At 67.7% G+C, this 12,991-nt stretch carries 13 protein-coding genes; 7 read left to right on the forward strand and 6 right to left on the reverse strand.

Going from position 1 to position 12,991, the window contains the following annotated elements:
* Nucleotides 1-67: 67 nt before the first annotated feature.
* Nucleotides 68-1,057: an MBL fold metallo-hydrolase gene (locus OV287_RS50650; RefSeq protein WP_267541298.1), complete on the reverse strand. Its 990-nt coding sequence runs from the start codon at nucleotides 1,055-1,057 to the stop codon at nucleotides 68-70.
* A 67-nt stretch (nucleotides 1,058-1,124) separates the two neighbouring features.
* On the opposite strand from OV287_RS50650, the gene OV287_RS50655 reads away from it, so the two are divergent.
* Nucleotides 1,125-2,081: a LysR family transcriptional regulator gene (locus OV287_RS50655; RefSeq protein WP_267541299.1), complete on the forward strand. Its 957-nt coding sequence runs from the start codon at nucleotides 1,125-1,127 to the stop codon at nucleotides 2,079-2,081.
* Nucleotides 2,082-2,121: 40 nt separating this feature from the next.
* Complete coding sequence (locus OV287_RS50660; protein WP_267541300.1) at nucleotides 2,122-2,991, forward strand: AraC family transcriptional regulator; 870 nt, start codon at nucleotides 2,122-2,124, stop codon at nucleotides 2,989-2,991.
* Here the strand turns inward: OV287_RS50660 and OV287_RS50665 are convergent.
* A complete protein-coding gene (locus OV287_RS50665; protein ID WP_267541301.1) occupies nucleotides 2,984-3,865 on the reverse strand; it encodes an NAD(P)-dependent oxidoreductase in 882 nt (293 codons plus the stop codon). The two genes, OV287_RS50660 and OV287_RS50665, sit on opposite strands and share 8 nt — an antisense overlap.
* 148 nt (nucleotides 3,866-4,013) lie before the next feature.
* On the opposite strand from OV287_RS50665, the gene OV287_RS50670 reads away from it, so the two are divergent.
* Complete coding sequence (locus tag OV287_RS50670) at nucleotides 4,014-4,364, forward strand: hypothetical protein (RefSeq protein ID WP_267541302.1); 351 nt, start codon at nucleotides 4,014-4,016, stop codon at nucleotides 4,362-4,364.
* 14 nt (nucleotides 4,365-4,378) lie between these two features.
* On the opposite strand, the gene OV287_RS50675 is transcribed toward OV287_RS50670, so the two are convergent.
* The gene (locus OV287_RS50675) at nucleotides 4,379-5,245 is read right to left on the reverse strand and encodes a hypothetical protein (RefSeq protein WP_267541303.1); all 867 of its coding nucleotides are present in this window, start codon (nucleotides 5,243-5,245) and stop codon (nucleotides 4,379-4,381) included.
* Between the two features lie 120 nt (nucleotides 5,246-5,365).
* Here OV287_RS50675 and OV287_RS50680 point away from each other — a divergent pair, with 120 nt between their 5' ends.
* Nucleotides 5,366-6,412 (forward strand): hypothetical protein, encoded by a 1,047-nt coding sequence (locus tag OV287_RS50680; RefSeq protein ID WP_267541304.1) that lies wholly within the window; start codon nucleotides 5,366-5,368, stop codon nucleotides 6,410-6,412.
* A 29-nt stretch (nucleotides 6,413-6,441) separates the two neighbouring features.
* A complete protein-coding gene (locus OV287_RS50685) occupies nucleotides 6,442-7,251 on the forward strand; it encodes a phytanoyl-CoA dioxygenase family protein (RefSeq protein ID WP_267541305.1) in 810 nt (269 codons plus the stop codon).
* A gap of 66 nt (nucleotides 7,252-7,317) precedes the next feature.
* Here the strand turns inward: OV287_RS50685 and OV287_RS50690 are convergent, their stop codons facing one another.
* Genes OV287_RS50690 through OV287_RS50700 form a run of 3 tightly spaced genes read right to left on the reverse strand, consistent with a single transcriptional unit; the run spans nucleotide 7,318 to nucleotide 10,716 of the window.
* On the reverse strand, nucleotides 7,318-9,594 hold the full coding sequence (locus OV287_RS50690; RefSeq protein ID WP_267541306.1) for a xanthine dehydrogenase family protein molybdopterin-binding subunit: 2,277 nt from the start codon (nucleotides 9,592-9,594) through the stop codon (nucleotides 7,318-7,320).
* Complete coding sequence (locus tag OV287_RS50695; RefSeq protein ID WP_267541307.1) at nucleotides 9,587-10,048, reverse strand: (2Fe-2S)-binding protein; 462 nt, start codon at nucleotides 10,046-10,048, stop codon at nucleotides 9,587-9,589. Before OV287_RS50695 ends, OV287_RS50690 begins: the two co-directional genes overlap by 8 nt.
* Nucleotides 10,045-10,716 carry an Isoquinoline 1-oxidoreductase subunit gene (locus OV287_RS50700; protein ID WP_267541308.1) on the reverse strand — a complete coding sequence of 224 codons (672 nt, stop codon included), beginning with the start codon at nucleotides 10,714-10,716 and terminating at the stop codon, nucleotides 10,045-10,047. Before OV287_RS50700 ends, OV287_RS50695 begins: the two co-directional genes overlap by 4 nt.
* A gap of 237 nt (nucleotides 10,717-10,953) precedes the next feature.
* On the opposite strand from OV287_RS50700, the gene OV287_RS50705 reads away from it, so the two are divergent.
* Both OV287_RS50705 and OV287_RS50710 read left to right on the forward strand, forming a co-directional pair.
* A complete protein-coding gene (locus OV287_RS50705) occupies nucleotides 10,954-11,757 on the forward strand; it encodes a LysM peptidoglycan-binding domain-containing protein (protein WP_267541309.1) in 804 nt (267 codons plus the stop codon).
* Between the two features lie 113 nt (nucleotides 11,758-11,870).
* Nucleotides 11,871-12,797, forward strand: a complete 927-nt coding sequence (locus tag OV287_RS50710) for a hypothetical protein (RefSeq protein WP_267541310.1) — start codon at nucleotides 11,871-11,873, stop codon at nucleotides 12,795-12,797.
* Nucleotides 12,798-12,991: the final 194 nt, after the last annotated feature.

Here is a 12,991-nt window from a genome sequence, read left to right on the forward strand (position 1 = left end):
ATTGCGTTCACGGCAGGGGGCCGTCAACCACGCGCAGGAGAGACGGTGCTCGACTGCGCCTACCGGTTCAGTCTCCGGTGGTGAGGCTCGACGTATGAGACTGAGATGGCGGCGGCGTGCCGATGCACGGCGGCACTCCACCGTCGTCTGCGCCGAAGAGCTTTACGAAGGCTCGGCGATCGTGGGCGGGCAGGATGAGCAGCTCCGGGTCCTGCGCGTGGAGCTGAACCAGCTTCGCCACCTCCGCCTCGGTGCGAGCGAGGTCTTCGTCGGTGAGCTGCCGCATCAGCCACGACTTCCCCACGTTCCGCTCGATGGATTCACTCAGGTTGATGAGGTCACCCACGTGCACGAAGCGCTGGGACGGTGACACGTTCACGAACGTCGCCACGCTGCCCGGCGTGTGCCCGAAGGTCGGCACCACCACCACGGAGCCGTCACCGAAGACGTCGAAGCGAGCCTCGTAGTTCGCGTACGGCTCCGCCGCGAAGGGGATGGGCACCATGCGGCCCTTCAAGGCCCGGGCCTGCGCGGGGAGCGCTACCCCACGCGGGTGCTCCAGCTCCGCTTCGACGAGCTGCTTCTCCTCGGCGGCCAGCCACACCGGCACGCCCGGCAGCAGCGCCGCCCCGCCCGCGTGGTCGGCGTGCACGTGAGAGAGCAGCAGCGCCTTCGGCTGGGTCACCCCGAGCGCGGTGAGAGCATCCTTCAAGTTCCGCCGTGGCACGTTGCGTCCCGCGGTCTGCGAGAAGGTGAAGCGCTTCCAAGCGCCCAGCTCCCGCTGCTCCTCTTGCGCCTGGGGAGAGATGCCGGTGTCGAGCACGAGGTCCCCCTTCGGGTGGCGGATGACGAGCGCCGCGGAAGTGACCTCCCACGTGGCGGCCACGGTGGAGCCGCCCGCCCCATAGCCTCCCGGCACCGTCACGCCTCCCGTGTCGACCCAGCACACCTGAACCGGCGAGCCCGAGGCAGGCGGGGTCACGAAGGCGTGGGGCCCGGCCGAGGGCAACGACGCGCACGCGGTGAACAGCAACGACAGTCCGATGAGCTTCTTCATAGGGCACCTCTCGAGGTTCGACCGTAAAGTGCCCGCTCGCGCCTCCATTTGCCTTCTGGATGTGAGAATGAGCGATATTCACGGCGTGAATCTCGCTACCTTCGACCTGAACCTGCTCCGCGTGCTCGACGCGCTCTTCATCGAACAGAGCGTGGGACGCGCCGCGGCACGCTTGCGGCTCTCGCAGCCGGCCACCAGCAACGCGCTGGCTCGACTGCGCGACGCGCTCGGAGACCCACTCTTCGTACGAGGCCGCCAGGGCATGGTTCCCACCGAACGGGCGCGGGCCCTGCGCGGACCGCTCACGCTTGCGCTGCGGCAGCTCCAGGAGGCCCTGGTGCCACCCGAGGACTTCGTGCCCGAGACTGCGCGCCGCACCTTCGTGCTGGCCGCGAGCGACCACGCCCAGCTCCTCGTGCTCCCTCAGCTCGCGGCGCAGCTCGCGAACTACCCCGGCGTGCGCTTGCGCGTGGTGCCGCTCCCACGAGACTTCCCTATCCCCGAGCTGGAGTCCGGCGAGCTCGATCTGGTCCTCGGCGTCTTCGACCTCGCCCCGGGGGACCGTGCACCGCGCGGGCTCCAGCGGCAGGTGCTGGTGCGCGAGCGCTTCATGCTCGTCGGCCGCAGGCACCACCCCGCCCTGCGCAAGCCACAGCGCTTCGACCTCTCGCTGCCGCAGCTCCATGTCTCACCGCGCGGCGGCACCGAGGGGGGCTTCGAGCGCAAGACGAAGATCCGCCGCAACGTGGTGCTCTACACCCCTCACTACCTCGTGGCGCCCTGGATACTGGCGAGCACCGACATCATCGCCGCGCTGCCGGAGCGGGTGGCGCGCCGCTTCGCCGAGGCCTTCCCGCTCACCCTGGTGCCGGTAGAGGTCCCCCACGAGCAACTGCGCGTGCAGCAGCTCTGGCACCCGCATCGGCAGCAGGACCCCGCGCACCGCTGGCTCCGTGAGCAGGTGCTCGCCGCCGCGCGCGCCTCACCCGTGGAGGAAGACTCCACAACAGCACAGTCACGCTGAGGGTGGCCGAGCCAGGCGCGAATCCAGTAACTTCATCGAGATGCGGAAGAAGCCAGGTCACGACACCCAGACTCGTCTCGTAGGCCTGCGCCAATCCCCATCCGCTGACGGTGGCGCGGCCGGGCATGTCCTACGGGTCGGCTGTGGGGCGGAGGGGCTCGAACGGCTCGAAGCGTCGTTCATCGGCCAGGCGTTCTCTCCGCACCGACACGATACCTATGCGATCGGCATGACGCTGACGGGCGTGCAGACGTTCCGCTATCGCGGCGAGCGGCGGCACTGTCTCGCCGGCGAGGGACACATCCTTCACCCCGACGAGCTCCATGACGGCGGAGCGGGCACCGAAGAAGGATTCGGTTACAGGATTATCTACGTCGACCCCTCGCTCGTTCAGCAGGCGCTGGGAGGAAGGCCCCTGCCTTTCGTCGCCAATCCCGTCATCAAACGTCGCGACATGGAGCCAGCCCTGATCGCATGCTTGAACGACCTCGACGAGCCAATCGGAGACTTCGAGCGGCTCGACATCGCGCTCGTCATCGCGGGGGCGCTGGAGAAGCACGCTTCCGCGCCCCGACAGAAGCAGGCGCCCCTCCACCTGGCCTCGCTCCTGCGCGTGCGTGACCTCATCGCCGACGACCCGAAGGTCCAGCGTCCGGTCAAGGAGTTCGAACGTATTTCAGGCCTTGATCGCTGGACGATCGCACGTCAGTTTCGTGCCGCGTTTGGCACGAGCCCGACCCGCTTCCGCACCATGCGGCAGCTGGATTTGGTGCGCCGGATGATCAACGGCGGCCTGCCGCTCTGCGACGCTGCATTGGAGGCGGGCTTCGCCGACCAGAGCCACATGTCGCGCATGTTCAAGCGGACCTACGGCCTGACGCCCGCGAAGTGGGCCGCGGCGCTCATCTAGCACCCGAGTCGGTCCGGGCCTCGATCGCGCGAACAACCGCCGCCATGTCGGCCTGGCCATGCCCCAGGGCCTCGGTCTCGCCGTACAGGGCGTAGCAGACATCCAGCAGGGGCGAAGCCAGGTGGGACTCTCTTGCGGCCTCGGCAATCAGCCGGTTGTTCTTCAGCACATCGGAGATCGAGGCTTGGACGGCGAAGTCCCGGGCCACCAGCTTGCGTGCCTTCACGCGTGACACACTGCTCGCCATCGGGCCGGCGTCGAGCACGGCAAGGAACTGTTGCAGGTCCAGACCATGTCGCTCAGCGAAATGAGCCGCCTCCGCGAGACCGGTGACCATGGTGATCAGAAACAGGTTGACCGAGAGCTTCATCAGCAGCGCGCTCGGGACCGGTCCGCACAGGATGGTCTCATGGCACATCGGTTGGAGCAGCGGGCGGACCTCCTCCAGGGCCGCCGGCTCACCGGCCAGCATCGCCACGAGTTGCCCAGCCTCGGCGGGCTTCCTCGAACCGGAGACGGGAGCTTCGACATAGCTGCCTCCCGCGGCGCGAATGTCAGCTTCGAGCCCGCGCGAGTATTCGGCCGACGTCGTCCCCATGTGGACGATCATGTGCCGCGCGACGTTCGCGCCGAAGTCCGGCGTGCCACGGCCTAGAACAGAGTCGATCGCGGCACCGTCGGCCAGCATGAGGATGACGACGCGGGCCTTCTTGAAGACCTCGGCGGCACTCGCCGCCACCTGAGCACCGGCTGCACGCAAGGGCTCGCATTTGTCCGCGGAGCGGTTCCAGACGACGAGCGCCCTTCCTGCCCGGGCCAGATTGAGCGCCATGGGTTGTCCCATGACCCCGAGACCGATGAAGCCGATGTCCATATGCACCTCCAGCCGACGCTGCACCCGACGGCCTGGTCAGGAACGCTCATAGTCCAGGGAGGCGAGGGCTGCCTTGAAGGGTTGTGCAAGGGAGTGGGACGAGCCCCGCCTGTCAGGAAGGGGAAGGGTCGGTCGTAGGATGCGCGACATGTCGCGCACCTTCGAAGAGCTGGTCGCCGAGGCAGAGTCGGTCTCGGTGGACGGGTGGGACTTCTCCTGGCTGAACGGGCGGGCCTCCGAGCAGCGCCCCTCGTGGGGCTACCAGCGCATGATGGGCGAGCGGTTGGCACGTGCTGCTGCCGCGCTGGACATCCAGACCGGTGGAGGAGAGGTGCTCGCTGGGGTCCCCAAGTTGCCGCCCTTGGTCTGGATGGTCCCGGGCTTCACGGTCAGCCAATACCGTGCCGAGCTCAAAGCGCTCCACGAGCACATCCAGGTCAACGGCCCCTTCGTCGCGCACACGACTCGCTTCCTGATTGAAGCCCGAAAGAATGGATGATCGGCACTCACCGGCTACGGGCCACACTTCGTGGGGAAGGGCAGCTGGTCCTTGAGCAGATCGTTCAGCGCGTCCTTGATGGGCGGGGTGATCTTCTTGACGATGGTCGACTCGAGCGCCGGGGCGAGCACCTCGGCGACCCAGCTCACGGGGTTGTAGTCTGGGGAGACATCGCAGGAGAGGCCGGAGAGCTGGATGTCGAGCTTGTCCACCGCGCTGTAGGCCAGCGTCGCGGGGGCGGAGCCCGAGGCGCAGGTGCCAGCACAGAAGTTGAGGGTCGCGTTGCCGCTGGGCTTGTTGCCGTAGCACTTCGCCTTGCCGCTGTAGACCGTCTCGGTCCACTTGTAGGCGAAGCCTCCGAGGTTGCACTTCACCTTGACCTTGATCTTGCTCAGGGTGGCGGAGATCTGCGAGTTGTCGATGAGGTAGGCATTGCCAGCCCCCATGCCAGAGTAGGAGCAGGAGTAGCTGCCCCCCGAGGCTTTCGAATTGAAGGGGCAGACCTGAGTGCCGCTCGCAGCTTGCAACTTCGTCACCGCCAGGTCCTCGAACTGCATGTAGGCCAGCCCGTTGATGGAGGAGACATCGACGTCGGCCCACATGTCCTCGCACGAGGCGGCCTGGGCGGCGCAGATCTCGTGCCCGCCGTACTTGCACCCAAGCTTGATGGGGCCTTCGTACACGTCCTTCATGGGATCGAGGCCCAGATCCACCGCCAGGCTGGGCCACGTCTTGTTGAGGACGGGCGTGAGGCTGCTGAGCAGCCCATTGACGACCTTGCTGCCATCCGTGGTGGTGCACGCCGCCGACTGCGCGGCCGCTGGCGGAGAGACGGTCAGCGTCCACAGAGCGAGTCCCATGCACAGTGCAATCTTCTTCATGTCCCGGAATCCCTTGTCGTGGTGAAGGAAGGTGACGCCTCGGCGGCGCCACACGCACGACATGAAGCCAGGGAGGTATTGAGGCTTTATGGAGCAGCGCGAGGGCGTAGAGTGGGCTCCATGCACATGCTCCCACGTGTCGCGGTGCTGCTCGTCTTCGGCCTCTTGGCCTGGCCCTCGGAGTCCTGGGCTTGCAGCTGTGCCATGCAGCCAGATGTCCGGGAGTCGCTGAAGACGGCGCGCAAAGAGGCGGCTGTCATCTTCCACGGCCGGGTCGACGACATCCAGGAGGACTTCGGCAAGGACTTCGAGGGCCCGCGCACCGGCCAGGTGACGTTCACAGTCCTAGAGACGTTCAAGGGGAAGGCCGCTCCCCAGCGGTTCCTGCGCCTGTTCGAAGGCTGTGAGTACTACTTCGACAAGGGTGTCGAGTACCTCGTCTACGCGAACGGAAACGAGCAGAAGGGACTCACGGCCTCCCTCTGCTCGCGGACCCAGCCAGCACAGGGAGCATCCGTCGAGATGGAGTCCCTGCGCTCGGGCACCCTCCCCCGCCGCCCCGTGGCCATGCGGCGGCAGCATGTGAGTTGCACCCGGTGCGACGTGGAGGCCGTGGCTCAAACCCTGGTGTGCGGTGACAAGACGCCTTGTGAGCCGAGCGAAGGGAAGACCTCGGAAGACGCTCTGCGAGAGGGCCGCCCCTTCTGGGAGCGCGCGGTGGGGTACAAGACCCAGGAGGAGCGGGCGCTCTTCGGCGTGGGCCAGGATGGGCGGGCGTTCCAGCTCGTGCAGCGGCCGGACTTCGGAGCGAAGGAGGCGTGCGAGCAGCGCGTGCTCCAGCGGAGGTGTGAGCGGCTATCCCTCAACCCCGCTGGGCATGGGGCCCGTGTCACATGTACGGGCCCCTCCGAGGAGGAGGCTCTCTGCGATGAAAAGGCCACGCGCCGTGTGTCATGGGGTCCCGTGGAAGCGCCGCCCCGGGGAACCTGTCATTGGATTTGGGCGGATGCCCCACTCTGTGAATGGGACTCGGAGACCGTGCCGCTCAAGCCCGGTGCACCAACGCGTCCCGGACTGGTATGCACGACTGGGCCCCGGGGAAACATGTTCCCCTGTCAGGTCGTCCCCGACGCGGCCGCTATCCCGCCAGCTGCGGACAGCCCGTAGCAGGCGCATACGAAACGGAGGTTGGGAGCATGATGAATGGACCCCCAGAGCGAGCACGTGCTCTCAGTGAGGAGCAGGTGCACCAGTTCATCCAGGACGGCTTCGTCCGGCTCGACCGGGCCTTTCCCCGGACGCTCGCCGATGAATGCCGCGCCATCCTCTGGCGTGAGACCGGATGCAATCCCGACGAGCCGAAGACCTGGACCCGGCCGGTCGTCCGGCTCGGCGAATACGCACACGAGCCGTTCCGGAAGGCGGCGAATACGCCCTTGCTGCACGCGGCCTTCGACCAGCTCGTTGGCGTGGGGCGCTGGCTACCCAGAATGAGTCTCGGCAGCTTCCCCGTGCGCTTTCCGAGCCCGGAGGATCCGGGGGATACCGGCTGGCACGTCGATGCGAGCTTTCCAGGGGAAGACGCGAGCAACTTCTTCGCATGGCGGGTGAACGTGGCGTCTCGCGGTCGCGCGCTCCTGATGCTCTTCTTGTTCTCAGACGTCGGCGAGAAGGACGCACCGACACGCATCCGGATCGGCTCTCACCTGGATGTGGCGCGGCTTCTGGAACCCGCCGGTGACGCGGGCCTGTCGTTCATGGAGCTGGCCGGAAAGCTGGACGTCACAGCGGAGCGGCCCACGGCGCTGGCGACGGGAGAGGCCGGGACGGTCTATCTCTGTCACCCGTTCCTCGTCCACGCCGCGCAGCCTCACCAGGGCTCGACGCCACGCTTCCTGGCGCAGCCGCCACTCTTCCTGGCCGAGCCGATTCAGCTTCACCGCGAAGAGGGCAACCCTTGCCCTGTCGAGAGCGCGATCCGCCTGGGTCTGCAACACAAGGGGTGACCTGCCCACGACGCTGAAACAGGGGCTTCGGCCAGCACCAGTGGTGCCGAGGCCCCCGCGCCTGACTCAGACACGAACCGAACGCACGAACGGCAACTCACGCACGCGAGTGCCAGTGAGCGCGAAGATGGCATTGGCGAGCGCTGGGGCTACGGGCGGCACTCCCGGCTCTCCGACACCACACGGCGGGCCCTCACTGGGAATCACGTCGACATGGATGCGCCGGGGCGTCTCCGCAATGCGCACGAGGCGGTAGTCGCGGAAGTTGCTCTGCTCGGTGGCGCCGTCCTTCATGGTGATCGCGCCATAGAGCCCCAGGCTCATTCCGAAGATGACCGCGCCCTCGAACTGCGCGCGCACGCGCTCCGCGTTGATGATGGTGCCCGCGTCCGCGACAATCCACGCCTCGTCCACGCGGATGCGGTCGTCTGGATCCTTCACCACGGACATCACCACCGCCACATACGACAAGAAGCTGCGGTGCGCTGCGAGCCCCAACGCGCGTCCCTCCTGCTTCCGGGAGTCCCAGCGCGACAGCGCCGTCACGCGCTCGATGACACGGCGCATGCGCCCGGTGTCGATCGGGTGTTCCTCCAGGGACTGGCCGTGGTTGGGCACCTTCTCCACGCCCAACTCCCGAGGCGTCACGATTCGCGGGGGACCGAGCAGCTCGAGCAGCATGTCGCGGGGATCCATCCCCCGCGCGTGGGCAAGCTCGTTGATGAAGCTCTGCACGGAAAACGCGTGGTAGATGTTGGCGACCGAGCGCATCCAGCCGATGCGGGTGTGCGCGCGAGCCTCGCAGTTCTCCATGCGCACGTGGGGAATGGCGAGCGGCAGATCCAGGATGCCCTGATTCAGCTCGCCGTCGCCCGCGAACGTGGCGCCCGAGAAGATGGAGCCGATGGGCGGAAACGCGATGCGGTGGCGCCAGGCCACGACCTTGCCCGAGTCGTCGAGCGCGGCCGTCAACCGCTGCGCGCACGTCGAGTGGTAGTAGTCGTGACGCACGTCATCCTCGCGCGTCCACTGCATCCGCACGGGAGCTCCCACGGCACGCGACACCAGGGCGGCCTCCGCCACGTAGTCCGGCTTCGACTTGCGGCCGAAGCCACCGCCGAGCAGCGTCACGTGAACGGTGACCTGGCTCTCGTCGATGCCGAGCGCCCGCGCCACCTCGGTACGGGCGGCCTGTGGATTCTGGGTGCAGGCCCAGACCTCGCACCGGCCTCCCTCCACCCTCGCCACCGCTGCCGGCGGCTCCATGGGCGCATGGGCCAGGTGCGGCGTGTGATAGTCGGCCTCCAGCTTCCGCTGCGCGCTCGCGAGCGCTGCGTCGGCATCGCCCACGTTGCGCACGACCTTGCCCGCCGAGCCAATGGCCTTCACAAGCTCCTGCCGATACCCGGCCGAGTCGTAGCCCGCGTTGTCCCCGTTCTCCCATGTGACGTCGAGCACCTCGCGCCCGCGCATCGCCGCCCACGTGTGCTCCGCCACCACGGCAATCCCTCCGAGCGGCTGGAAGGCGAAGGGCAGCTTGGGGGCGGGCAGCTCCACCACTCGCTTGACGCCCGGCACCGCAAGCGTGCGCGTCGCGTCGTAGCGCGAGACCCGGCCACCGGCGACGGGGGGCCGGACGACCATCGCGGTGAGCATGCCGGGCAGCACCACGTCCGCGCCGAAGACGGCCTTGCCGGTGACGATGTCCGGCCCATCGAGCAGCGGCAGCTCCTTGCCCAGGTGGCGCAGCTCCGAGCGGGGCCGGAGCGTGACGTCCTTCCTCGCGGGAACCGAGAGCTTCGCGGCGTCGTTCGCCAGCTCGCCGAAGCCGAGGGAGCGTTTGCTGGCTGGGTGGAACACCGCATGGTCCCGGGCCACGCAGGTGTTGGCGGGCACGCCCCAGCGCCGGGCCGCGACGGAGACGAGCATGGTGCGCGCCGTGGCGCCCACGTAGCGCAGGTCCGTGAAGATCTTGCGCACGCTGCTGGAGCCGTCGGTGTTCTGGTCTCCGTACGCCTTGTCCCCATCGCCCTGGGTGACCTTCACCCGGGCCATGTCGGCACCGAGCTCATCCGCGATGAGCACGGGCAGGGAGCTGCGCACGCCCTGCCCCATCTCCGAGCGGTGGCAGACGATTGTCACCAGGCCATCAGGCGCCACGTGCACGTAGACGTTGGGCCGGAAGCCCTGCTCGGGCAGGGGCGGGTACGCGGTGGGCATGGCCGCCCACGCGCTCGTGGGCATCAGCTCGAGAGCCAGGCCCGCGGTGACCAGTCCAACCCCTTCCAGGAAGGACCGGCGCGACAGGCGGATGGGGTTGCCGTCCATGGCGTGCTCACTCATGGGGAATCCCCGCTGCCTTCTTGATGGCGCAGCGAATGCGCGTGTAGGTGCCACACCGGCAGAGATTGCCGCTCATCGACTGGTCGATCTCGGTATCGCTGGGCTTGGGCTTCTTCGCGAGCAGCGCCGCCGCGGTCATGATCTGCCCGGCCTGGCAGAAGCCGCATTGAGGCACCGCCAGCTCCACCCAGGCTTTCTGCAACGGGTGCGAGCCATCCGCGGACAGGCCCTCGATGGTGGTGACGTGACGTCCCTCGGCGCTGCGTACCGGGGTGACACACGCGCGCACGGCCTCGCCGTCCAGGTGCACGACGCATGCGCCGCAGAGCGCCTGGCCGCACCCGTACTTGGTGCCCGTCAGGCCGAGGATGTCCCTCAGGGCCCAGAGCAGCGGCATCTCCGGGTCAACCTCGAGCTCGCGCTCGATTCCGTTCAACTTCAGGTGGATGGTCATGGCCGTGCCTCCTCCTCCGGACACTCGGCACCCTCATTCACCCATGCGGCGATGAGGGCCCCAAATTGGTCTTGTGTCCCGGGCGCGGGAACCCGATCCCACCCCGGCGACCACCCCCACCCGACAAGCTCATCGTGCGCGGAGTGCTCGATGATCTCCTCCAGGCTCCTGTTGCCGTTGCGCTGGCGATCCTTGAGCTGCTCGCACAGTGCGAGAGGCGTCACTCCCGCCCAAGCCATCGAGCGCGGCGCGAGATGCCACTTGGGAGCCCCCGGCACCCGCGCGTACGCGAGGTTCCTGTCCTGATGGCAAGACGTGCACTCCAATCCGGGCACGCCTTGGTCCTTGTCACCGCGCAAGACAGGCGGGTCATGCGCGAGCCCATGCTCACCCTGCGCGGGCGTATCTCCGGCGGGGTGGCAGTTGGTGCAGCGCGGATGAAGCATCACGCGGCTGGCCTCCAGGAAGAGGGCGCGCGAGCGCTCCGGGCGGGACGCAATGCGCGCGAACATGTCCGGCGTGCGCAATTGCTGGGCGGTCACGGGGGGCAGCGACGTGGCGGGGGTCGCGTTCACGCCGCCGCGGCCAGAACTGCACGCCAGCGCGAGCACGGCGCACAGGGCACCCGCGCCCAGTGAGGTGGCGAGGACGTCCGGGCGATGAGACATGGCGAGGAGACCTCTGGAAGAGATGGGGGGAAGAGGCATCGTGCGCCCGGAACGGGCTCTACGAAACCCCCATGTTGTGCACGCACCATGAAGAGAAACTTCACGGTCCGCGGCACTCACCTCACCACGGGTTGAAGCGCCTCCATCGCAGCTTCCCCTGCACGATTCCAAGAGCCCGAGAAATCCGGACGCAACTCTGTGACGGATGCCGCGATAACCATTTTCAGGAGATTTTCCATGTCCACCTACCGCATCCGCCCGGGCGACACCCTCTCGGCGCTTGCCTCCCGGTTCAACACCAGCGTCTCGGAGCTGGCGCGCGCCAACAAGATCGCCAACCCGAACCTCATCTATGCCGGCAAGACCCTGAACATCCCCGGCCAGGCCCGGAACGACAGCTTCGAGCCCTCCCGGGGTGGCGGGAGCGGTTCCACCTACCGCATCCGCCCGGGCGACACCCTCTCGGGGATTGCCTCCCGGTTCAACACCAGCGTCTCGGCGCTGGCACGCCTCAACAACATCGCCAACCCGAACCTCATCCACGCGGGCAGGACCCTGCGCATCCCCGGTCAGGGCGGCACCAGCGCCCCCAAGCCCACCGGCGGCGGTGGACAGGTCGGGGGGAGCAATGGCGTCGGGAAGCCGGGCAGCGCGACTCCCGCGATGCACAAGCTCGCGGCCGCGGGCCGTGCGGCCGCTCTGGGCATGGGTGGGTACAACAGCCAGGGCCTGTGCGCCACCGGCGTGAGCAGGGCCATCCAGAACGCCTTCGGCTTCAAGGTCTGGGGCAACGGCAACCAGATCGACAACAACCTGCCTCGCGACAAGTTCAAGCAGGTCAACATGTCGCTCGAGGAGGCGCTGAAGATTCCGGGCCTCGTCCTCACCTGGGAGAAGACCTCGTCGCGCCTGGGCAGCATCTACGGCCACACCGCCATCACCACCGGCGACGGCCGCTCGTCCGTGAGCGACTTCATCGAGCGCAACACGCTCGGCGCTGGTGGCCGCTCCGGCTTCAAGGTCTTCATGCCGACGATCTGACTCCCGCCGCACCGCGGAGCACCGTCGCACCCCTCGCCTCCGGGGCTGTTGGCCCGGGGGCGTTGTCGTGTCCGCACGCCTGGAGCCAGACTGCTCGTGAACGGACCTCACCCATGAGCCATCCCCCCCTGCCCGATACGCGGACAATCCTGGCGGACCTCAACGACTGGTACAGCAAGCTGCCCTACCAGCACGCCGAGCCACTCACCGGGCCCACGCGGGAGGTCCACGCGGTCCTCCATGGCTGGATGGAGTATTACGACGAGACGCTGTTCCTCTACGGCTACACCGTGGGAGCGCTCGAGCACTGCTTTTTCTACGACACGCCGTGGGACGAGCGGGGCCGGGTCCTGGGCAAGGGCCATCACTCCGAGTGGTACGACGGGCTCGCGATGCCCCGCCCCTTCCGGGTGCGCTACAGCGTCGCCCAGCCAGACCGGCACGAGATCCTCGATCCGCTCCTCCGCGAGATGATGAAGCGGCCACTGCATCGGCTCGGGACACGCCCCGCCGTCGAGCGCCCGTTCACCGCGACGGCGGAGGAGGTCCTCGCTCACATCGACCGCTGGGATGAGCGGCTCCCCTTCCTGCGGCGCCGCCGGTACCTCCACATCGCGACCCCCAAGGAGTCCTCGGGCTGGCTCCCCACCCTGGCCAGGTTCGGAAACGTCGTGGGGAAAGGAGACGGCGCGTACATCCCCTATGAGTTCGAGGTGGAGTCGTCCCGATTCGTGTTCGCGGTGAAGCTCACGCATTCCTTCTCGCGAATGACTCCGAGCGACCATGCACCCAGCAGCTCTCGCGCGGAGCGACGGGCCCTCCTGTCCGCGGCGCGGCGGCAGGACCAGACCCTCCAGGAGCTCGTGGGAGCCCAGGATGTGCGCGTGCGGTACAACCCGGACAACCCCGGGCTACACGCCCTCGAGCTGCCCCTGCTCCAGCCCGGAGAGCCGCAGCTCATGCTCGACCGGTACACGATGTACCAGTTGGAGCCCATCGTCTTCCCCCCACCCCGCGCTGAGCAGAGACGCACCAGATAGCGTGTCCACGAAGTCTTTGGACCTGGTCCGCAGGCGCCGTGGATGTCCCCTCTCCCCCTGGGAGAGGGCTAGGGTGAGGGTTTTCCGTCTGTATGACGTCGCTGCAGCGAGAGACACGCAGGGGACTACCCTCACCCCCCGCCCTCTCCCAGAGGGAGAGGGAGCATGCGCAACACGACTATGTCCACGAGGTG

It is taken from the genome of Archangium lansingense, from assembly GCF_026626635.1.
In the GTDB taxonomy this organism is placed as follows: Bacteria; Myxococcota; Myxococcia; order Myxococcales; family Myxococcaceae; genus Archangium; species Archangium lansingense.

What these genes read in the sequence shown, in the direction of transcription:
- OV287_RS50650 (WP_267541298.1), bottom strand. Translation starts at nt 1,057, where the DNA reads ATGAAGAAGCTCATCGGACTGTCGTTGCTGTTCACCGCGTGCGCGTCG.
- OV287_RS50655 (WP_267541299.1), top strand. Translation starts at nt 1,125, where the DNA reads ATGAGCGATATTCACGGCGTGAATCTCGCTACCTTCGACCTGAACCTG.
- OV287_RS50660 (WP_267541300.1), top strand. Translation starts at nt 2,122, where the DNA reads ATGCGGAAGAAGCCAGGTCACGACACCCAGACTCGTCTCGTAGGCCTG.
- OV287_RS50665 (WP_267541301.1), bottom strand. Translation starts at nt 3,865, where the DNA reads ATGGACATCGGCTTCATCGGTCTCGGGGTCATGGGACAACCCATGGCG.
- OV287_RS50670 (WP_267541302.1), top strand. Translation starts at nt 4,014, where the DNA reads ATGTCGCGCACCTTCGAAGAGCTGGTCGCCGAGGCAGAGTCGGTCTCG.
- OV287_RS50675 (WP_267541303.1), bottom strand. Translation starts at nt 5,245, where the DNA reads ATGAAGAAGATTGCACTGTGCATGGGACTCGCTCTGTGGACGCTGACC.
- OV287_RS50680 (WP_267541304.1), top strand. Translation starts at nt 5,366, where the DNA reads ATGCACATGCTCCCACGTGTCGCGGTGCTGCTCGTCTTCGGCCTCTTG.
- OV287_RS50685 (WP_267541305.1), top strand. Translation starts at nt 6,442, where the DNA reads ATGATGAATGGACCCCCAGAGCGAGCACGTGCTCTCAGTGAGGAGCAG.
- OV287_RS50690 (WP_267541306.1), bottom strand. Translation starts at nt 9,594, where the DNA reads ATGAGTGAGCACGCCATGGACGGCAACCCCATCCGCCTGTCGCGCCGG.
- OV287_RS50695 (WP_267541307.1), bottom strand. Translation starts at nt 10,048, where the DNA reads ATGACCATCCACCTGAAGTTGAACGGAATCGAGCGCGAGCTCGAGGTT.
- OV287_RS50700 (WP_267541308.1), bottom strand. Translation starts at nt 10,716, where the DNA reads ATGTCTCATCGCCCGGACGTCCTCGCCACCTCACTGGGCGCGGGTGCC.
- OV287_RS50705 (WP_267541309.1), top strand. Translation starts at nt 10,954, where the DNA reads ATGTCCACCTACCGCATCCGCCCGGGCGACACCCTCTCGGCGCTTGCC.
- OV287_RS50710 (WP_267541310.1), top strand. Translation starts at nt 11,871, where the DNA reads ATGAGCCATCCCCCCCTGCCCGATACGCGGACAATCCTGGCGGACCTC.